We start from the raw sequence: 19893 nt of genomic DNA on the forward strand, positions 1-19893 counted from the left end.
GCTCCCCCTGACCTGTTGTCGCGCGCGGCGGGGGCAGATGACGCCCGCCCCCACGCCGAGTCTCAGAAATTCCTGGCTATTCGGCGTCCGGCTGCATCTCCGGCGCCGCCGCCGCGAAGGCCAGATCTTCACGCGCGGCGGCGTCCGCCGCTGCGATGCGCGGGTAGAGCGCCAGATCGAGGCCGAAGCGGCGCGCATTGGCGACCTGAGGCACGAGGCAGATATCGGCCAGCGTGATCTGGTCTCCGATCGCGTAACAGCCGGCGGTATGCGCCAGCCGCGCTTCGATCGCCTCGAAGCCGGACGCGATCCAGTGGCGGGCCCAAGCGGCTTTCGCGGTCGAATCGGCGGCAAAATCAGCGGCGAGCTTCTCAAGCACGCGCAAGTTGCCGAGCGGGTGGATGTCACAGGCAATCGCATAGGCGATCTCGCGGCAGATCGCCCGGAGCCTTACGTCCTCCGGCAAGAAGGGCGGCTCCGGATGAATCTCATCGAGATAATCGATGATCGCCAGCGACTGCGCCAGGGTGAACCCATCCGCCTCGCGCCACACCGGAACGAGGCCAGCGGGATTGAGCGCGCGGTGGCGCTCGCCGCGCTGGTCGCCGCGCCGCAGATGCACGAAGGCGGACTCCGCCGCGATCTGCTTGAGATTAAGCGCGATGCGCACGCGATAGGCGGCGCTCGATCGCCAATATCCGTAGAGAACTGGTTCAGGCATTCTGTCCCGCATAGGGCTCGACGCATTGCTCGATGGCGCCGAAAATTGAGAGGCCGTCCGCGTCCTTCATCTCGATGCGCACGCAATCGCCAAAGCGCATGAAGGGCGTGTTCGCGGCGCCCGCCACAAGAGTCTCCGCCATCCGCATCTCGGCGATGCAGGAATAGCCAAGACCGCCCGCGGCGATCGGCCGGCCGGGGCCGCCGTCGGCGGCTTTGTTCGAGACCGTGCCTGAGCCGATGATGGTCCCGGCGCAGAGCGGCCGGGTTCGCGCCGCGTGGGCGATCAGCGCGGGAAAATCGAAAACCATATCGGCGCCGGCGTCGGCCCGCCCGAACGGCTTGCCATTGAGGCTGACCAAAAGCGGGCGATGCAGCCGGCCGCCGTCCCACGCCGGACCAAGCTCGCTCGGCGTCACGGCGACCGGCGAGAATGCCGAGGAGGGTTTCGATTGCAGGAATCCGAAGCCCTTGGCGAGTTCGGCCGGGACCAGATTGCGCAGGGAGACGTCATTGACCAGCATGACCAGCGCAATCGCCTCGGCGGCGGCCGCAACGCTCACGCCCATCGGGACATCGGCGACGATCACCGCCACCTCAGCCTCGAAATCGACGCCGAAACCTTCGTCCGCGACCCGGACCGAGTCGCGCGGGGCCAGAAAGGCATCCGAACCGCCCTGGTACATCAGCGGATCGGTCCAGAAACTTTCCGGCATCGGCGCGCCGCGCGCTTTGCGGACCAATTCCACATGGTTGACATAGGCGGAGCCGTCGACCCATTGAAACGCGCGCGGCAAGGGCGAGAGCGCGTCATGCTCATGAAAGCGCTGCGCCGGCACGGCGCCGATTTCAAGCTGCGTCGCCAGCATTTCCAGCTTTGGCGCAACCGCCGCCCAATCATCGAGCGCGCGCTGGAGCGTCGCGGCGATGACGCCGGCCTCGGTCGCCTTGGTCAGATCGCGCGAAACCACCACCAGCCTGCCGTCGCGGCCGCCATCCTTCAGCGTTGCAAGCTTCATCGACCTGTCCACTCCCGGCGGTTCGGATCGAAATGCTTTTTCAGGCCTTGCCAGCAATCGGCGTAATCGCTCTGCAAAGTCGGCAGCTTGGCGGCATATTCCGTCACATGCTGCGGATAGCGCGTTTCGAACATGAAGGCCAGGGTGTCCGCGAGCTTTTCCGGCTTCAACTCGGCGAGACTCGCCTTGTCGAAGGCCTCTGCGTCCGGGCCATGCGGCAGCATGCAATTATGCAGCGACATGCCGCCCGGCGCGAAGCCCTGCGCCTTGGCGTCATATTGGCCATGGATGAGGCCCATGAACTCGCTCATGATGTTCATGTGATACCAAGGCGGGCGGAACGAGTGTTCGGCCACCAGCCAGCGCTCGGGAAAGATCACGAAATCCACATTCGCCGTCCCGGCCTCGGACGAGGGCGCGGTCAACACCGTGAAGATCGAAGGGTCGGGGTGGTCGAACAGAAGGGCGCCGACGGGGGCGAAGCTGCGCAAATCATATTTATAGGGCGCGTAATTGCCATGCCAGGCGACGACATCGAGAGGCGAATGGGCGATCTCGGCGCGATGAAAGCCGCCGCACCATTTGACGGTCAGTCGGCAAGGCGCGTCTTTCTCTTCGTAATGCGCCACCGGGGTCTTGAAATCGCGCGCATTGGCGAGGCAATTGGCGCCGATCGGCCCGCGCGCCGGAAGGGTGAATTTGGCGCCGTAATTCTCGCAGACATAACCGCGCGAGGGACCCTCGACCGGCGCCGCCTTGAACTTCACGCCGCGCGGGACAAGGGCGATTTCGCCCGGCCCGATCGTCATGAGCCCGAGTTCGGTCGCGATGTCCAATCCGCCCCTCTCCGGGACGATCAGCAATTCGCCGTCGGCATTGTAGAAATAATCGTCATCCATGCCTTGCGTTGCGGCATAAATATGCGCGGCCATCCCGGTCTGGGCATCGGCGTCGCCGGCGGTGGCGATGGTCCGCATGCCGGTCAGGAAGGTCTGCGGTTCGTCCGGAACCGGCGCCGGGCTCCAGCGCAAGGGGCCGAGCGGCAGCCCGTGATCGACGATATGGGGCGCGGTTTTCCAATGCGGCAAAGCGATTTGCGCGAAGCGGCCGGCGTGCTTGACCGAGGGACGCATTCGATAGAGCCAGGAGCGCGCATTGGCGCCGCGCGGCGCGGTGAAGGGCGAGCCTGACAATTGTTCGGCGTAGAGGCCATAGGGGCAGCGCTGCGGCGAGTTCTGTCCCTGCGGCAAGGCGCCGGGCAGCGCCTCGGTCTCGAAATCATTGCCGAAGCCGGACATGTAAAGATTGGGCAGGGTGGCTTGGGGCATGGCGCGCCTCTCGTTAGCGGCCACAATAGACCATTTTCGAGATTCGTCGAACCCGGCCTGCCCGGGCGCGGGTCAGTTTGAATATCGGCAAAGGGTGGTGAGCGGTAATTCGCTCCAGCCTCTTGAATGACCGGAGTGCGCCAACGAAGAGACATTCGCGGGCGGCCCAACGATTACTGGTTTCGACTTAAAGTAGCCCTTCAGCATTGTGCAAAATCAAGAATTTCGCAACGCTCGGCAAAGCAGCTTACATCAGCGACTTTCACGCAAAAGCGCCCTACGAAGATTTGAATTCGTCAGCAGCCAAAAATGCGCTAAACACTGGCCATGGATAAAAAAAACTGCCTAGTTTGGTTTGTACAATTCGACGATGGGCAGCGCGCATCGCCTTCGGCATAATCGGATTGCTCCTAGTATTGGTGACTATTGGAAGCACATACCAGCACTTCGCAACAAAAGCTGATTTCAAGGCGATAAAGCCCCCCGGTCGATTGATCTTCGTTGGAGGGCTGAACGTTCACATCTATTGTATTGGAGAAGGCCCAACGACCGTAATTCTTGAGGGCGGCGCTGGAACGACGACGCAAGCTTGGGCCTGGATACAGCCCGAGATAGGAAAGAGGACGCGCGTATGCTCCTATGACCGCGCCGGATACGGATGGAGTGCCCCGTCTTACCGGCCAATGGATGCCTTAAACACGAGCCGAGAGCTTCACGATCTGCTGAAAGCTGCGGATATTCCAGCCCCCTACATTCTCACGGGACACTCGATCGGCGGCGTCTATGCACGTATGTTTGCGGCAGATTATCCAGCTGAGGTGGCGGGATTGGTCCTAATTGATGCAACCAGTCCAAGCGTCTTGGAGTCGTATGCGGAAGTCGACCTGCCAAAGGTGGAAGACTGGACACCACCAAGCCTGAGAGTGTTTCCCTATCTGGCTTCTGTTGGTGCAATGCGCATCGTCGTGAATCTCGGCTTCTTCAATCTTGCGTCAGGCCTCCCAGCGGATGCTGAGGCTATTGCGAAGGCGTTTCTGTCTACCCCTGAACACATGAGAGCGACAATCTCGGAGTACGGCTTTCTGTCGGACTCTCTGAAGCAGGTCCGGGCGCTCCACCCACAACCGACCCTTCCGGTGGCAGTCATCGCCGCAGCCCAGTTCGGCGGCATGGATGAAAAAATGGAATCGACCTTTGTCCATTGGCATCACAAACAGCAACGAACGTGGCTAGATATATCGCCCAAAAGTTCGTTCCGTATCATAGATGGTTCCGACCACGTATCTCTTATGACCAACAAACTCCACGCCCACGAAGTCGCGAATAGCATCGTAAGGATGGTCGAGTCTGTTGGACGCCGTTAAAGTCTCTGATGCAAAGCGCATCGGGGCTAGAACAGTCGCGATTGCCGCCATGACTCTTGCCTACGCTGGACTCTCTGCCGTTTGGCTCCTCAACGACGGTGAAGGAGCACAACTGCTTCTCGCTGTGGCGGAAGCAACGGCGACCGAACTGGCAAAATTCGGGCTTTGATGCGAGCAAAACTCAAGATTTTTGCACCGCGAAATCGCGTCAATTAAATCAGGCGCTTACGGCGTGCCTACATCAGGGGCAAATGTCTCCTTTGCCACCCTTCGGAGACCTTCAGGGCATAAAGGTCAATGACCGCTTTGTTTCACGAACAGCCAAAGACGCGGCTTTCGTGAAAGGTTGCTTCGGGTCGGAACGCGACACTCAAATTAACCCCGCTCCCGTCGACCAGCCCAGCTTTGCGCCAGACGCTCTACGTCCAAGCCTAGGCGCTGAGCACGCCGCGGGCGATTTGATCCGCCTCGATCGATTCGAATAGCGCGCGGAAATTGCCTTCGCCAAACCCTTCGTCGCCCTTGCGTTCAATGAACTCGAAGAAGATCGGCCCGATCACCGTTTTCGAGAAAATCTGGAGCAAGAGTTTCGGGCGGCCTCCTTCAACCAGTTCGCCATCGAGCAGGATTCCCTGCGCGCGCAGTTCCTCCACCGGTTCGCCATGCCCTGGGAGGCGGGCGTCGATCCGCTCATAATAGGTCGGCGGCGGAGGCGGCATGAAGGCGAGGCCCTTTTCGGCCAGATATTTCACCGTATCGTAGACATTGGCGCAACCGCACGCAATGTGCTGGATGCCCTCGCCTTTATAGGCGCGCAGATATTCCTCGATCTGGCTCTTGTCATCGGCGGACTCGTTGAGCGGAATCCGGATCTTGCCGCAAGGACTGGTCAAGGCGCGGGAATAGAGGCCGGTCTTCTTTCCCTCGATGTCGAAATAGCGGATCTGCCGGAAATTGAAGAGATCTTTATAGAACCGGTACCAGCGGTCCATATTGCCGCGAAAGACATTATTGGTCAGGTGATCGAGATAGTCGATGCCGCAGCCAGGAGGTCGAGGATCTTCCTCATCGCTCCATGCGAATGCGCTGGCATAGGGGGACGCTTTGGCGCCCGGTCGTTCGACAAAGTAAATGAGGCTGCCGCCGACGCCCATGATTGCCGGCGCGTCGATCGTCTTGGCGCCATTTTCGCCCCGATAAGGCCGGGCGCCTTTCGCCACGGCGTGAGCAAAGGCGTGTTTGGCGTCAACACACCGCCAAGCCATGGCCGGCGCACACGGCCCGTGGAACTGGCTGAACCTCCCGCCGAAGCTGTCGCGATCAGCGTTCAGGAGATAATTGACGTCGCCTTGGCGATAGAGATGGATGTCGCGGAATTTATGCCGGGCGACTTGCGAAAATCCCATTTGCTCGAAAAGCGATTTGAGCGCTTCTGGCTGCGGATGGACGAATTCCACGAATTCAAATCCATCGAGGCCAGCCGGGTTATCGGCGCTGATGACCGCGGGCGGCGCATCATGCGGAAAGGGGCCCATGCCCGTCATCCTTCTGCGGACGGAAATGCCAATAACGCAGAAGTGGCGATGATTGCCCGTTTATTGAAGGGATTTTCCATTCAAAGCGCATGATTTGTGCTTCGAGGCCGCGGTTTTGAAGGATTTGGGCGGATTTGACCTCAAGCTCCGCCGCCGCTCATCGTAAGAAGTTAAAGGGTTCGCCAGGGCGGAATTCGGCGGCCAACGGCGCCGTCGCTAAAACTCTTTGAAGCCAAGCCCTTCGCCAATGTCGCGGACGAAAGCCGCGTCGCCGTCCACGAGCGCGGCTTTTCCGTTTAAATAGGTCTTGATCAGCAGATCCCGAGCCCGCTCGGTTTGGCCCTTGAAGGTTGCTATTTCCGACTTCGACGCGCCGGAGCCTTTCAGCGCTTCCGCATGGGCGGCGGCCTTTTGGTCGAAATCCTTGAGCTTGTCCCAATAGGTCGCGGCGCCAGCATGAGGGCGGGTGGTCGAAAGCGTCCTGAATTGGCCGTATTTGCGCGCCGAGCGACTGAATTCATTGGCTTGTTTCGGGGTGAGCCCTTCAGCCTTCAGCGTCCGATAGCGTTGCGCCACAAGGGACCCAGGCGCCTCCGCGCCGTTCAGCGCGCTCGACTTATGCACTGCGACTTCGGCAGCGGCGTCCTGCGTCGCCGGGGAGCCATCGCCATCGCAAGACGCCGTGATCTCCTCGGGGGCGAGCGCCGCATCCGGCGCGGCGAACGCGCCGGACGGTTGCGGGTCGGGCGTCTGCGCACTATGTGGGTCCGTATGTGAAACGTCAGCGGAAGCGGGCTCTCGCGCGCCGCCGGCTTCGCTTTCTCCCGCCGCAATCGCTGGCGGCGGCATCTCGGCGACAGGCGCTTTTAGCGCCGCTGCCGGACTCGCCGAGGTGAACGGTCCGCCGACAATTTCGACAAAGCCGAGTGCGGCTTCCTTGAGGAAAGATCCAATCTTGCCGAACATGGTCATGCGCTCCGCTCTGTATTGCCGGCGCAAATCGCTGATTTCTCAGTAAATTCGCGCCAGGGTCACTTCCCGGTTCATCAATGATTATGTCGCGCGGGGCCTTAGCTCCGCGCCACTGGCCAACGCAGCGTCACGTGGCGCTCAAGAGCGAGCATCGGCGCTCCGGGCGAGGTTTGGGATTGCATGTCAGCGGTTCATTTGTCGCATTTGCGCTGGCCGCCTATCGAGCCGCGCAAATTGCCTTCGGCATGGCGCCCCTGCCCGACGCGCCGCCGCGATCCGCCCCATCCTCGTTTCCGAATCGGTTGCTGGCTTCGTTTCAAAAATCTCACGTTGGATGCTAGGCTTCAATGCAAATCTCTAGCTTGGACCATCATTGCTCGCGCCAAATAGGTCCTATGCCCTGGTTTCTTGCTGTTATCCCCTTTTATCCAGCCGCTACGCGCCGCAAGGATTGCGGCTCCGCCATTCTCAAACCATCATGGGCCAACTATATGTCTGGAATAAAGCGGTTCCGGGTCCAGGCGAGAGCGCCGGCAAATCGGCGCTGAAGAGCAACGAGGCAGGGCGGGTTTGGTCTTTGACGCCAAAGTTTGGGCATGTTTGACCTGAGTCAGACAGCGGTCCTAAGATTGTGTTATTGCCCTTGGCGATAGTTGGAACTCAACGGTCGCGGCGGCGGCGTGATCGCCGCGAGGTTGGAGAAATGGCGCGCAGCCGCCGAGAGCATGTCCTTTAAGAGACCCATTGCCTTTTTTCGACTCCGATATGCGGGTCCGCCAGCGCATCGCCCCGGTGCGTCGACCGCCGCTTGTCCCGCGTCAATTTGATCTGGCGAAGTCGCCTCGTCGTGCTAAACAAAATAACAAATAAGCTAATCGCCACCTTCAGCGGCGGTTCTGCTCAGGGAGAGAAGAGAACCATGATCATTCGGTTAGTCGGAGCCTGTTTCATTGCGAGCGGTCTGCTGATCTCACAGGCGCTGGCGCATGGCGGCGTCAGCGTCCAGGACAACAGATGCCTCATGAAGATCGGCCCCTATGAGATGAACTTCACGGGCTATCAGCCGCAGAAGAGCTATAGCCAGTATTGCGACGACGTCCCGGATGCCGGCCGCACGGTCATCGTCCTCGATGTGCAGCAAACCGACTCGTCAACCAACATTGTCGGCACGGCAAATAGCAACGATCTGCGCGACATGGCCATAGATATGCGGGTTCTTAGAAATGTCGGTCAGGCCAGCGACGACGTCGACGTTGAGAAGAACACAGAAGTTTATGTGGCCCCAAAAAAATATCCGCAAGGATCCCTGCATTTCGAGCATGAATTCGCCAAGGGCAATTACATCGGCCTGGTTAGGGCGACCAATGATCATGGGCAGGTTTTTGTCTCGCGCTTTCCATTTGCGGTCGGAGAGACCGGCACGACGATTCTATTCATCTATGGACTCGCCGCCGTCCTCCTGATCGGAGGCATTGGGGCCTATTTCTATTCCAAGCGCCAAAAGAAAGCGGCGTAACTGTGGGTTGAGGGTTCAACCCGCGGCGGTCCCGTCCCTCAAGCCGGCAAAATGGGCCGGTGGGGCGCAATGTTTTCTCTAAGCAGCGATCCGTTGGACGCCCAACGGATCGCTCTTTTCATTTTGGATGCTTCAACTCGTTGAATCGGAGAAATCCCTTTTCGATCAGATGATTTCATCGGGTCGAAAATCGCCAGCGCTCCGTCCTGAGCGCAGGGATGACGTCCTGAATTGCCTGCGCCCCCGCCGAGTTAGCCTCCCTTTGGGGGGCAACCCTCAGTGGACTTGGATTGCCTTGATCCAAGAAACATATCTGCCGCCGGCCTTGTCGCCGGGAAAAACGAGTCGGGAGAATCCGGAATCGGTCCCAAGTAATTGATCGTCCTGTGCATAGGCGACAAGGACTTGATGTCCACCGAACATCGGGGAGAGCTCTCCAGCAGAAATATAAACCGCATAACCATCCGTCGCAGTCACGACGATGAACCGCCTAAGAATGTCATTCTTGATCGACGCGTCTGTTTTTATTCCTACTTGATTCAGCAAGTCCCACAACAGCACCCCAGTATATTTGGCTGATACGGGGCCCTTGCCTGTGGAGTAGTAAACGTTCGCGCTGGTCGGGGGCAAGGCCTGCAGATCCTTAAGCGTGAAGGTTGTTGGCCTGCCGACGGCGCCGCCTATGCGAAAGCTGGAAGAATAGCCCCCAGTGGTCCGCAGGTCAGAGCTTGGGGTCGGCGTTTGCGCGACAACGCCGCCGACAGAACCAAGCTGCAGCCCTATTCCGAGGGCCGCGACAAATCCAAACTTCAAGAACCCGCCAATCATCAGCCTGTTTCCTTGTGCCTTGTTGCGAGGCAACGGCGCCCGCGCCATCTACGGCACTCTAACAAGCTATATATATTTGTATATATATAAATCGCGGGCTGCATAGGGGGATCCAGATCCAGCCTCGGCGCATCTGATGTTTCACACATTAAAAATTAGTCTTGAAACAGGGATAATTCGTTGCTAGTCATTAAATAGAAAATCCGACGGACGCAGGCGGATCATGATCACAGCAGCGCAATTGCGAGCGGCCCGTGCGCTTTTGGGCATTGATCAGCGCGCTTTGGCGGAGTTGTCGGACCTTTCGGTGCCCACCATCCAACGGATGGAGGCCAGCGAAGGGGTCATCCGCTGCAATGTCGATTCCCTGATGAAATTGATCGGCGCAATGGACCAGGCGGGACTCGAGCTGATCGGCGACGGCGCCGCAAGCCAGGACGGCGGGCGCGGCGTGCGCCTCAAGGCGCCGGCGCATAAGGAGGCCTCGAGGGACGCGCAGATGAATTCGTCTCAGCCTCGGCAATCAGGCGCGCCGCGAGCGGGGGAGAGGTAGGGCCATGGCGCCCATGATCCCGGCATCGCCGGCGTTCGCGCTCTCATGCGTCGGCGCCCTGTTGGCCATCGCCGTCCTCGCCATCCCCGGCGGCCGATTGAGAGACGCTGCGCCGGTCGTCTATGGCGCATGCCTCGCCACATCGCTGGTTGCGCTTGGCGGCGCGTTGATCTGCCTGCTGGCTGGCCCGCCCGCCTCGAATGTCGTCTTGCCGCTAGGTCTGCCTTGGGTGGGGGCGCATTTCCGCATCGACGCGCTCGCCGCCTTCTTCCTCGCGGTCGTCAATCTCGGCGCAGTCGCCGCCTCCCTCTACGGGATCGGCTATGGGCGGCATGAAAGCGAACCGCAGCGCGTCCTGCCATTCTTTCCGGCGTTTCTCGCGGGGATGAACCTTGTCGTGCTGGCCGACGACGCCTTCAGCTTCCTGCTGGCCTGGGAGTTCATGTCGCTCGCCTCCTGGGCGCTGGTGATGGCGCACCACCGCGAAGGAGACAATGCGCGGGCGGGCTACGTTTATATCGTCATGGCGAGCTTCGGCACGCTGGCGCTCCTTCTCGCCTTCGGCCTGCTCGCCGGCCCCGAGGGAGGCTACGCCTTCGCCGCGATCCGCGCACACGGGGCGTCGGCGCCGAGCGCGGCGCTCGTTCTTGGCCTCGTTCTGCTCGGCGCCGGCTCCAAAGCCGGACTCGCGCCGCTGCACGTCTGGCTGCCTCTCGCCCATCCGGCGGCGCCGAGCCATGTCTCCGCGCTGATGAGCGGGGTCATGACCAAGGTCGCGGTCTATGGCTTCATTCGCATCGTCTTCGATCTCCTCGGGCCGCAGGCATGGTGGTGGGGCCTCCCGGTCCTCGCCGCTGGAGGAGGAAGCGCGGTGCTCGGCGTGCTCTATGCGCTCATGCAGAACGATCTCAAGCGCGTCCTCGCCTATAGCACGATCGAGAATATCGGCCTCATTTTCGTCGGTCTCGGCCTGACCATCGCCTTTGAAGCGAACGGATTTCACGCCGCCGCCGCCCTCGCGTTGACCGCGGCCTTGTTCCATGTATTCAACCACGCCCTGTTCAAAAGCATCTTGTTTTTCGGCGCCGGCGCCGTGCTGACCGCAACCGGCGAGCGGCAGATGGATCGCCTCGGCGGCCTCATTCACAAGATGCCGCTGACGAGCTTCCTGGTCCTGATCGCCTGCGCCGCCATTTCGGCTCTGCCGCCGCTGAACGGCTTCGCCTCCGAATGGCTCGTCTTCCAGGCGATCCTGCTCAGCCCGCAATTGCCGCAATGGGGGCTGAAGCTCCTTATCCCGGCCGTCGGCGCCTTGCTCGCCTTGTCGGCCGCGCTCGCCGCGGCTTGTTTCGTTCGCGTTTTCGGAATCGTTTTTCTCGGCCGGCCGCGCTCGCAACAAGCGCGAGACGCCCATGAGGTCGATCGCTGGTCGATCAGCGCGATGGCCATGCTCGCGGCCTTGTGCGTCATTGCTGGAGTCCTGCCCGGATTCATGATCGACAGCATCGCCTCCGTCGTCGACGCGCTGACCGGCGCCCGGATGCCGGCGCAGGCCAGCTTGCAATGGCTGTCGATCGTGCCCGTCGCGGAAAGCCGCAGCTCCTACAACGGCCTGCTAGTCTTCGCCTTCATCGCGGCCTCGGCCTCGCTCGCTGCCTACGCCATCCATCGCCTCGCCTCGCAGGCGGTGCGCCGCGCTCCCGCCTGGGACTGCGGCTTTCCAGATCCTAGCCCTTCGACGCAATATTCCGCAGAAAGCTTTTCCCAACCGATCCAGCGCGTCTTCGGCTCCTATGTCTTCAAGGCGAGCGAGCGCATCGACATGCCCGCCCCCGGCGACATGCGCCCGGCGCGCATCAAAGTGGAGTTGCGCGACCTCGCCTGGGAGCTTATTTATGCGCCGATCGCACAAGCCGTCTCGTTTACGGCGGAGCGCCTGAACCGGCTTCAATTCCTCACCATCCGGGTCTATCTCAGCCTGGTCTTCTTCGCCCTTGTGACGCTGTTGCTGGCGCTGGCGGTGTGGCCGTGATCTTCGACCTCGCCATTCAGAACGCGCAGATGCTCCTCGTGCTGGCGCTAGCGCCGCTCCTCACCGGCTTCATACGAAAGGTGAAGGCCCGGCTGCTGCGCCGCCAGGGACCGCCGCTGCTGCAACCCTACCGCGACCTGCTGCGGCTTTTGCGCAAGGAGGCGGTCCTGGCCGAAAACGCCTCCTGGCTGTTCCGGGTGATCCCCTATCTGATCTTCGCCGCGACCTGGGTGGCGGCCTCGCTCGTCCCGACCTTCGCCGCCGGCCTCATGTTCAATTGGTCCGCCGATCTCATCGCGGTCATTGCTCTGCTTGGCAGCGCGCGGTTCTTTCTGGCGCTCGCGGGGATGGATGCGGGAACGAGCTTCGGCGGCATAGGATCGAGCCGCGAAATGATGATCGCGACCCTCGCCGAGCCCGCCACCATCATGATCGTGTTCACGCTGGCGCTCCTGGCCGGATCGACCCAGCTCTCGGTCGTCGCCGGCTTCATGCTGTCCCCGGCGGTCGGACTGCGGGTCTCGCTCGGGCTCGCGCTGGTCGCGCTGGTGATGGTCGCCATCGCCGAAAACGCCCGCATCCCAATCGACAATCCCGCGACCCACCTCGAACTCACCATGGTCCACGAAGCGATGTTGCTCGAATATTCCGGACGCCACCTCGCCGTCATCGAGCTTGCGGCTTCATTGAAGCTCCTGCTCTATATGTCGCTCATCGCCTGCGTGTTCATCCCTTGGGGTCAAGCGCAGCCCGGCGGCGGCGCAAGCGCGCAGATGATCGGCGTCGCCGCCTACATCGCCAAACTTGCGGCTGGCGGCGTCCTGCTCGCCCTGTTCGAGACGGCGGTCGCCAAAATGCGCGTCTTCCGGGTCTCCGACTTCCTCGGCGCGGCCCTGATGCTCGGCCTGCTTGGAACGCTGCTCCTCTTCGTGTCGCGGAGTCTTTAGGATGGGCCGCCTTGAGTTCGACGTCGCGCATCTCTTGGCCGGCGGCCTCGTGCTGATGAGCTTCATGCTCCTCTATCAGGATCGCCTTTTCGCGCTTCTCAACGTGTTCGCGCTGCAAGCCGTCGTTCTCGCCCTGTCGGTTTCCTGGCAGGCCTATGTCCAGGGCGCGCCGCATCTTTATGTCACCGCCGCGATTGCTCTCGTCTTCAAGGCGATCGTCATCCCGGTGGCGCTGCATCGGATCATCGTGCGGCTCGGCATTCATCGCGAGGTCGAGAACGTCGTCGGCGTCGGCCCCACCATGCTCGCCGGCATGGGGCTCGTCGCTCTGTCCATGGTGGTGATGCTGAGAGTCACCGCCGACGCCTACCCGCTGGCGCGCGAGGATCTGGCCTTCGCCCTGTCGGTGGTCCTGCTGGGGCTTCTGATGATGGTGACGCGAAACAACGCGGTCAGCCAGATCGTCGGCTTCATGTCGCTTGAAAACGGCCTGATCCTGGCCGCGACGGGGGCCAAGGGCATGCCGCTCGTCGTCGAGATCAGCGTCGCCTTTTCGGTCCTCATCGCCTTCATCGTCATCGGTACGCTGCTGTTTCGCATCCGAGAACGCTTCGACACCGTCGACGCCGATGCGCTCGACCGTTTCCGCGGCGGCCAGCGATGACCGTCTTTCCCACTGACGGCGTCACCCTGATCCTGGCGATCCCGGCCGCGAGCGCCGCGCTGCTTGGCCTCCTTCCCGGCTACCGCCTGTCGGCCCGGCTGAACGTGCTGGCCTGCCTCCTGACCTTCCTCGCCGCGCTGTCGCTGTTCATCGAGAAGCCGGCGCCCGGCCCCTTCATCCTGATCGACGATCTCAACATCGTCTTCATCGTTCTCAACACATTCGTCGGCTTCACCACCAGCGTCTTCAGCGCCAGCTACATCGCCCATGAGCTCGAGACCGGCCGGCTCACCCCTCTCCACCTGCGCTTCTATCACGCCATGTATCAGGCGCTGCTGTTTTCCATGAACCTCGCGCTTGTGGCGAACAACATCGGCCTGATGTGGGTGGCGATCGAGATGGCGACCCTGACCACGGTGCTCATGGTCGGCATCTACCGCACCCATGAAGCGATCGAGGCGGCCTGGAAATATTTCATCCTGGGCAGCGTCGGCATCGCCCTGGCGCTGTTCGGCACCATTCTGGTCTATATGGCCGCCCGCCCCGCCGTCGGCGAAGGCCTCGACGGCATGGTCTGGACGGTGCTGATGGCGCGGGTCGCGGCCTTCGATCCGGCGCTGCTCAACGTCGCCTTCGTTTTCCTGATGCTTGGCTATGGCACCAAGGTCGGCCTGGTTCCCCTGCACGCCTGGCTGCCTGACGCGCATGCCGAAGGCCCGACACCGATCTCCGCCGTGCTCTCGGGCCTGCTGCTCAATGTCGCCCTTTATGCCGTGCTGCGCTTCAAGCTGCTGCTCGCGGCGAACCCGGGCGCGATCGCGCCCGGCCCGCTGATGGCGACGCTCGGCCTCGTCTCGCTGATCTTCGCCGGGTTCATGCTGTACAAGCGCCGCGACATCAAGCGCATGTTCGCCTATTCCTCGATCGAGCACATGGGCATTATCGCATTCGCCTTCGGCATGGGCGGGCCGCTCGCCAATTTCGCCGGCCTGCTCCATATGACCATGCACAGCCTGACCAAATCGGCGATCTTCTTTGCCGTCGGCCATATCGCCCAGGTGACCGGCACGCAAAAAATCGCCGACATTCGCGGCCTGACCGCATCGCATCCCGAACTCGGCTGGAGTCTCGTCATCGGCGTCGTCGCCATCGGCGGCATGCCGCCTTTCGGCATTTTCATGAGCGAATTCCTGGTCGTCAGCTCCACTTTCGCCCGCGAGCCGCTGCTCGCCATTCCACTGGTCGGCGGCCTGCTCATCGCGTTCGGCGCCTTGTTCTTCCATCTCCAGAGACTGGCTTTCGGCGCGCCGTCGGCGCGAAGCGTCCCTGCGCCGACATCGCGGCAAGCGTCGCACTTGCCGATGATCGCCCATTTCGCCTTGGTCCTGATGGCCGGGCTCTATCTGCCGCCGCCGCTCGTCGCGTGGTTCCAACATGTCGCGGGCCTGCTCGGATGAAGTTTGCTCGGGTAAGCTGCATAGCGCGGTTGTAAGGAGAGGCAACAATGCCGGCGCTCGCCGAGATGATCGCCAGAGGCCGCCTCATTGAGGCGCATAGGCCCTGCCCGCGGATCGCAGTGGAAGAGGATCTGTGGCGCGCTTTCGCCTCGATGCTGGCGGAGGGCCGCGCGACTCTGCTCGGGCTCTGGGGCGAGGCCGGGGCGGTTCATATGGGCCTTCTCGATGAAGCGGAGAGCGCCGCCTGCATCGTCACGCGCCCGTGCCCCGAGGGACATTTCCCTTCGGTCGGACGCGCGCATCCGCCGGCCATTCGCCTTGAGCGGACGATCCGCGATCTCTTTGGCCTCGAGCCAAGAGGCCTGCCCGATCCGCGCCCCTGGCTCGACCATGGGCGTTGGGGCCTGCGCCATCCCCTGGCAATCCATCCGGCGCCGGTCAGCGCGCCCGAGCCCTATCCATTCCTTACCAGCGAGGGCGAAGGACTGCATCAGATCCCGGTCGGGCCGGTCCATGCCGGCGTGATCGAGCCAGGCCACTTCCGTTTCACCGCGAATGGCGAAGCCATCGTCCGGCTCGAGGAGCGGCTCGGCTACGCCCATAAGGGCGTCGACTCGTTGACAACCGGCGCGCCCATCGAACGCGCCGCGCGCCTCGCCGGGCGGATGTCCGGGGACAGCACGGTCGCCTATGCACTGGCCTTCGCCCGCGCCGTAGAGGCGGCTCTGGCCATCGAAATTCCGCCCCGCGCCATCTGGCTGCGCGCCCTGATGGCGGAGCTCGAACGCCTCGCCAACCACTTCGGCGATATCGGCGCGATCTGCAACGACGTCGCCTTCGCGTTGATGCACGCCCATTGCGGCGTCCTGCGCGAGCGCGTCCTGCGCGCGGCGGCGGCATCGTTCGGGCATCGGCTGATGATGGACTGCATTGTTCCGGGCGGCGTCGGCGTCGATCTGGCTGAGGGCGCCGCCGCGCCGGTCCGGGAACTGCTCGATGTCGCTCGCGGCGCGTTTCCGGCATTGATCGAGCTTTACGACAATACCGCTTCGCTCCAGGACCGGACCGTCGGCGCCGGAGTCTTAAGCATGGCGCTCGCTCGGCAATATGGCTGCGGCGGCTTTATCGGCCGCGCGTCGGGCCGGAATTTCGACGCGCGGCGCAATCTTCCCTATCCGCCCTATGATGCGCTGGCCTTCGAGGTTCCCGCGCTAAGCGATGGCGATGTCAACGCAAGGGTGTGGATTCGCATCCGCGAAGTCGAGCAGAGCCTCTCGCTCGTCGAGCAGATCCTCGACGCCATGCCCGAAGGCCCGATCAGCGTTCCCCTACCAGCCAATAAGAGCGGCGAGGGCATGGCTCTCGTCGAGGGGTTTCGCGGCGATGTTCTCGCTTCTGTGCGCCTTGACGCGGCGGGCCGCGTCGCGTGCTCCCGACTGCGCGACCCCTCCTGGTTTCAATGGCCCCTGCTCGAGGCCGCCATCGAGGGCAATATCGTCGCCGACTTCCCTCTCTGCAACAAATCCTTCAACTGCTCCTATTCGGGGCATGACCTTTGAAAAAGCGCTTCCGCCGGCCTTCCAGCTGGGCGAAAATGAATAGGCTGCCGCCATGCGAAAGATCCTGCTTGAAAGCCTCCTGAAAGGGCCTCTCGCCGAGCCTTCGCCTGGCGCCGAAGACCCGGAGTTGCTTGCCTTCGCCGCCCAAGTCGCCAGCGCCGCTCGGGCCAAACTCGGCCGCAGCCTGTCGATCCGCGAAATCGACGCTGGATCGTGCAATGGTTGCGAGCTTGAAATCAACGCCCTCGGCAACGCGTTCTACGATCTGGAGCGGTTCGGCCTGCGGTTCGTGGCCTCGCCGCGCCATGCCGACATACTCCTCGTGACCGGGCCCGTCACCAAGAACATGGGCGAAGCCTTGCTGCGGACCTATCAGGCGACGCCCGCGCCAAAATGGGTTGTCGCGGCCGGCGCCTGCGCCCTCGATGGCGGTCTCTTCGCCGGCAGCTACGCTTGCCTTGGCGGCGTCGCTGCGGCGATTCCCGTAGACCTTTACATCCCAGGCTGCCCGCCGACGCCGACCGCATTGCTCGAAGGGCTTCTCGCGCTCATGGGGTGATGCCGCGATGTGCGCCTTTCATTGCGGCTGGCCGGGGATCGGCTGAACCCTTCTCTGCTGTTGTTGCGGCGGCGCTTGGATTTGGCGCTGCGGCATTTGTTGTTGCGGCGGCGCCTGAAACTGGCGCTGCGGCATGTGCTGTTGCGGCGGCGCTTGGTACTGACGCTGTTGCATTTGCTGTTGCTGCGGCGCCTGGAACTGGCGCTGCTGCATGTGCTGTTGTTGCGGCGCCTGGAACTGGCGCTGCTGCATTTGTTGCGGCGGAGCCTGATACTGGCGCTGCTGCATTTGCTGCTGCGACGGAGCCTGATGCTGGCGCTGCTGCATGTGCTGTTGCGGCGGAGCCTGGATCTGGCGCTGCTGCTGCTCCATAAGCTGTTGGCGCTGTTGCGTTGCGTTCAGCGGCTGCTGATGAATCTGGCCCTGGCGCGGCGCTGTTTCTTGCAATCGTGGACCGGCATGCGGCTGACCTCCGCCGGCTCCGCTCGACGGCCCTTGCCTGACGCCATGCCCTTGCGGACTGGCGACGCCATCCCTGCGCCCCGCTCCAGCGCCTCGAGCTCGCTGTGCGCCGCTGGCGTCGGGCGGATTGCCAATGGCCTCCGGCGCAGGCTGACCGCTTGCGCCTGGCAAAGCTTGCCCCCTGGCGCTTGAGGGCGGCTGGCCTCTCCGCGCGCTGCTCCCGCGCCTGTGTCCCTGCTCTTGCGAACCAATAAGGCCTTCCTTGGGAATAGCGCCCGCGCCGACGCTTTGAGCATCCGGCGCCCCGCTTGAGCCTGGCCGGGCGCCGATGGTCCCCGGCAGAGGGCGGCCGCCCACTGCCGGCAGTTGATGACCTCGGCGAGCGCCATTCGACAGAGCGTCGTTCTTGGGCAATTCCTTCAGCCCTTGCTCCTTCGAACCGGCGACGCCATCTCTGAGAACCGGGGTCCCGCCTGTTGGCGCATTGAGCGTCCCGCTTGAGCTTGGCAGGTTGCCCCTGGCTCCTGGAGGGGGCTGAAGGCCACCCGGCGGTCGTCCATGCAAACCTTGACCGAAATTGGCGCCGCTCCCCGGCCCTATTCCCGTTCCGAGGCCTGGCGTGGACTGGCCGCGCCCGCCCGCCCTTTCCCGAACAGCAGCCGGCAGACCGACGAAGGGCCGCGCCACAACCGGACCGGGTCCGTTGGGAATGCCGGGCGAAGGCGCTGGGGCGTCGGCGACCGGGGCGGCGACAACCGGCAGATGCCTGTTCCTGAAGTAGAAATCATTGGACGGCGCGGCCACATAAACCGGCGGATTGACATAGACCGGGAGCGGCACAAAGACCGGAACCGGCAGCAGGAAGGGCTGGACCGGCCACGGCGGCGGCGCGATCACGATGACGGTCGGCGGCGGCAGGAAAAAGACCGGCGGCGGCGGCGCGAAATCGTAGAAGGGATCGCTGAAGACGAGCACCGGCCTGTCGACATAGACAATTTCGGCGGGCGGCGGCGGCGCGATGTCGTAGCTCATCATCTCAAAGGAGGGCGGCGGCTCGAGCGCGGCGGAGAAATGCGCCAGCCGGCGGCGCGCGTCGGAGACATGCGGTCCGCGCGGGTAACGCCGCAGATAGGACCAATAGGCGTCGGGACTATCGGCGAGCGCGGTCTGCCGCCAGGTGATCGCCTCACGGCGCGCCGCCAACAGCGCGCGCACCCGCCGCGCCATCGGATCATCCGGATAGGCCGCGAGAAACGCCTCGTAGCCTTGCACGCTGTCACGCTCGAGCGCGGCGGCATAGGCCTCCTGCGCCGGGAAGTCGCGGATGGGCTTCTCTCGCAAGAACGCCGCTTCGGGCCCCGGAGCGGCCACAGGCGGCGCATCGGCCGCGCGTTCGAAAAAGGTGAAGGGCGCGGTGATTTTCGAGGCGTCCCAGGCCACTTGCCCGCCCTTCGTGACCTCGTTGACGCGGAGGCGGACGCGATCGAAAACATCGTCGATCGGAAGCCCGCCCTCGCGCATCATTTCGGCCAACGCCTGCGCATAAGCGCCATAAGCGCCCTCCGTTTGCCCTGGCGCGACCGTCCCGGGCGTCGCGTTGAAAGCGATCAGCGCGCCCGGATCGGGATCGGCCAGCGCGAGTCCGCCGGCGAGCGGCGGTCCCGATTTCGCGAAAGGGTTTTCGCGCGCGGCGTCGAAAACAAAAATGCGCGCCTTGAGCGGGACTGCGGCAAGCGGCTTCGTCAGATCACTAAAGCGGAGCGCTTCGATCGGGACATCGGAAGCGGCTGCGATCCGCGCCCCGATCGGCGCGAAATAATTTTCGCCCTCATATTGCAGGCCGTACCCCGAAAGATAAACGAATACGACGGCGTCGGGACCAGCCTCCGCAGCCTTTTGCAAGAATTCGCGATAGGATTGGCGCAGGACATCATATTCGAGATCGCGGGCGCCCATAACGTCAAATCCAGCCGCCTGCAAGGTTTGCGCGATGAGGCCGGCGTCATTGGCTGCGGTCGAAAGCTTCGCGCCAGGATAGTCGCCATTGCCGACGACGAAAGCGAGCCGCTTCTCGGTTTCCTCGGCGAAAACCGCCGTCGGGCCGAGAAATCCGACCACCAACCCCAACAGCAAAACTGCCAGACTGCCCCGCATTGCGATCCTCCCCGCCCGGCGATGGCGGGCACATTCGACGCGTTATCTGCGTCCCGCCCTGAACCGATCATGAACGATCACTCAAATCAACCCGCAAAGGGCCGGCATCGCCCTACGCGCCCCGCCCTCCTTGACGACCAGCGGCCGGAATCAAAAGTGACGAAAAGCCCCCTTGTTTTGATCTCGATATAGACATATGTTAACGGGTGTCGTGTTTTTGCCGA

16 protein-coding genes are annotated in these 19893 nt (G+C 62.8%); 9 read left to right on the top strand and 7 right to left on the bottom strand.

Going from position 1 to position 19893, the window contains the following annotated elements; translation table 11 throughout:
* Nucleotides 1-76 precede the first annotated feature (76 nt).
* The 3 genes from maiA to hmgA are packed head-to-tail and all read right to left on the bottom strand — an operon-like array spanning nt 77 to nt 3067.
* Nucleotides 77-721: a maleylacetoacetate isomerase gene (gene maiA / locus DL86_RS04905; RefSeq protein ID WP_036259109.1), complete on the bottom strand. Its 645-nt coding sequence runs from the start codon at nt 719-721 to the stop codon at nt 77-79.
* Complete coding sequence (locus DL86_RS04910; RefSeq protein WP_036258847.1) at nt 714-1739, bottom strand: fumarylacetoacetate hydrolase family protein; 1026 nt, start codon at nt 1737-1739, stop codon at nt 714-716. Before DL86_RS04910 ends, maiA begins: the two co-directional genes overlap by 8 nt.
* Nucleotides 1736-3067 (bottom strand): homogentisate 1,2-dioxygenase, encoded by a 1332-nt coding sequence (gene hmgA / locus DL86_RS04915; protein WP_036258851.1) that lies wholly within the window; start codon nt 3065-3067, stop codon nt 1736-1738. The genes DL86_RS04910 and hmgA overlap by 4 nt, the downstream gene beginning before the upstream one ends.
* Before the next feature lie 419 nt (nt 3068-3486).
* On the opposite strand from hmgA, the gene DL86_RS04920 reads away from it, so the two are divergent.
* A complete protein-coding gene (locus tag DL86_RS04920; RefSeq protein ID WP_245276252.1) occupies nt 3487-4431 on the top strand; it encodes an alpha/beta hydrolase in 945 nt (314 codons plus the stop codon).
* Between the two features lie 431 nt (nt 4432-4862).
* On the opposite strand, the gene hppD is transcribed toward DL86_RS04920, so the two are convergent.
* Together hppD and DL86_RS04930 are read right to left on the bottom strand one after the other, a co-directional pair.
* Complete coding sequence (gene hppD / locus DL86_RS04925; RefSeq protein WP_036258856.1) at nt 4863-5966, bottom strand: 4-hydroxyphenylpyruvate dioxygenase; 1104 nt, start codon at nt 5964-5966, stop codon at nt 4863-4865.
* Nucleotides 5967-6182: 216 nt separating this feature from the next.
* Complete coding sequence (locus DL86_RS04930; RefSeq protein ID WP_156964479.1) at nt 6183-6932, bottom strand: hypothetical protein; 750 nt, start codon at nt 6930-6932, stop codon at nt 6183-6185.
* A 925-nt stretch (nt 6933-7857) separates the two neighbouring features.
* Here DL86_RS04930 and DL86_RS04940 point away from each other — a divergent pair.
* The gene (locus tag DL86_RS04940; RefSeq protein WP_036259111.1) at nt 7858-8454 is read left to right on the top strand and encodes an LPXTG cell wall anchor domain-containing protein; all 597 of its coding nucleotides are present in this window, start codon (nt 7858-7860) and stop codon (nt 8452-8454) included.
* Between the two features lie 276 nt (nt 8455-8730).
* Here the strand turns inward: DL86_RS04940 and DL86_RS04945 are convergent, their stop codons facing one another.
* Entirely contained in the window at nt 8731-9282 is a 552-nt protein-coding gene (locus DL86_RS04945; protein ID WP_162180395.1) for a molybdopterin-dependent oxidoreductase, read from the bottom strand.
* A 223-nt stretch (nt 9283-9505) separates the two neighbouring features.
* On the opposite strand from DL86_RS04945, the gene DL86_RS04950 reads away from it, so the two are divergent.
* Genes DL86_RS04950 through DL86_RS04980 form a run of 7 tightly spaced genes read left to right on the top strand, consistent with a single transcriptional unit; the run spans nt 9506 to nt 17053 of the window.
* On the top strand, nt 9506-9835 hold the full coding sequence (locus tag DL86_RS04950; protein WP_036258862.1) for a helix-turn-helix domain-containing protein: 330 nt from the start codon (nt 9506-9508) through the stop codon (nt 9833-9835).
* Nucleotides 9836-9848: 13 nt separating this feature from the next.
* On the top strand, nt 9849-11867 hold the full coding sequence (gene hyfB, locus DL86_RS04955) for a hydrogenase 4 subunit B (protein WP_036259116.1): 2019 nt from the start codon (nt 9849-9851) through the stop codon (nt 11865-11867).
* On the top strand, nt 11858-12814 hold the full coding sequence (locus DL86_RS04960; RefSeq protein ID WP_036258864.1) for a respiratory chain complex I subunit 1 family protein: 957 nt from the start codon (nt 11858-11860) through the stop codon (nt 12812-12814). The genes hyfB and DL86_RS04960 overlap by 10 nt, the downstream gene beginning before the upstream one ends.
* A 1-nt stretch (nt 12815) precedes the next feature.
* Complete coding sequence (locus tag DL86_RS04965) at nt 12816-13478, top strand: hydrogenase-4 component E (protein ID WP_036258865.1); 663 nt, start codon at nt 12816-12818, stop codon at nt 13476-13478.
* On the top strand, nt 13475-14935 hold the full coding sequence (locus tag DL86_RS04970) for a hydrogenase 4 subunit F (RefSeq protein WP_036258867.1): 1461 nt from the start codon (nt 13475-13477) through the stop codon (nt 14933-14935). Before DL86_RS04965 ends, DL86_RS04970 begins: the two co-directional genes overlap by 4 nt.
* 47 nt (nt 14936-14982) lie before the next feature.
* Nucleotides 14983-16494 (top strand): hydrogenase large subunit, encoded by a 1512-nt coding sequence (locus tag DL86_RS04975; RefSeq protein WP_036258868.1) that lies wholly within the window; start codon nt 14983-14985, stop codon nt 16492-16494.
* 52 nt (nt 16495-16546) lie between these two features.
* The gene (locus DL86_RS04980; protein ID WP_036258870.1) at nt 16547-17053 is read left to right on the top strand and encodes an NADH-quinone oxidoreductase subunit B family protein; all 507 of its coding nucleotides are present in this window, start codon (nt 16547-16549) and stop codon (nt 17051-17053) included.
* A gap of 18 nt (nt 17054-17071) precedes the next feature.
* Here DL86_RS04980 and DL86_RS20255 read toward each other — a convergent pair whose 3' ends face one another.
* The gene (locus DL86_RS20255; RefSeq protein WP_051952724.1) at nt 17072-19669 is read right to left on the bottom strand and encodes a caspase family protein; all 2598 of its coding nucleotides are present in this window, start codon (nt 19667-19669) and stop codon (nt 17072-17074) included.
* Nucleotides 19670-19893: the final 224 nt, after the last annotated feature.

It is taken from the genome of Methylocapsa aurea, from assembly GCF_000746085.1.
Lineage (GTDB): Bacteria > Pseudomonadota > Alphaproteobacteria > Rhizobiales > Beijerinckiaceae > Methylocapsa > Methylocapsa aurea.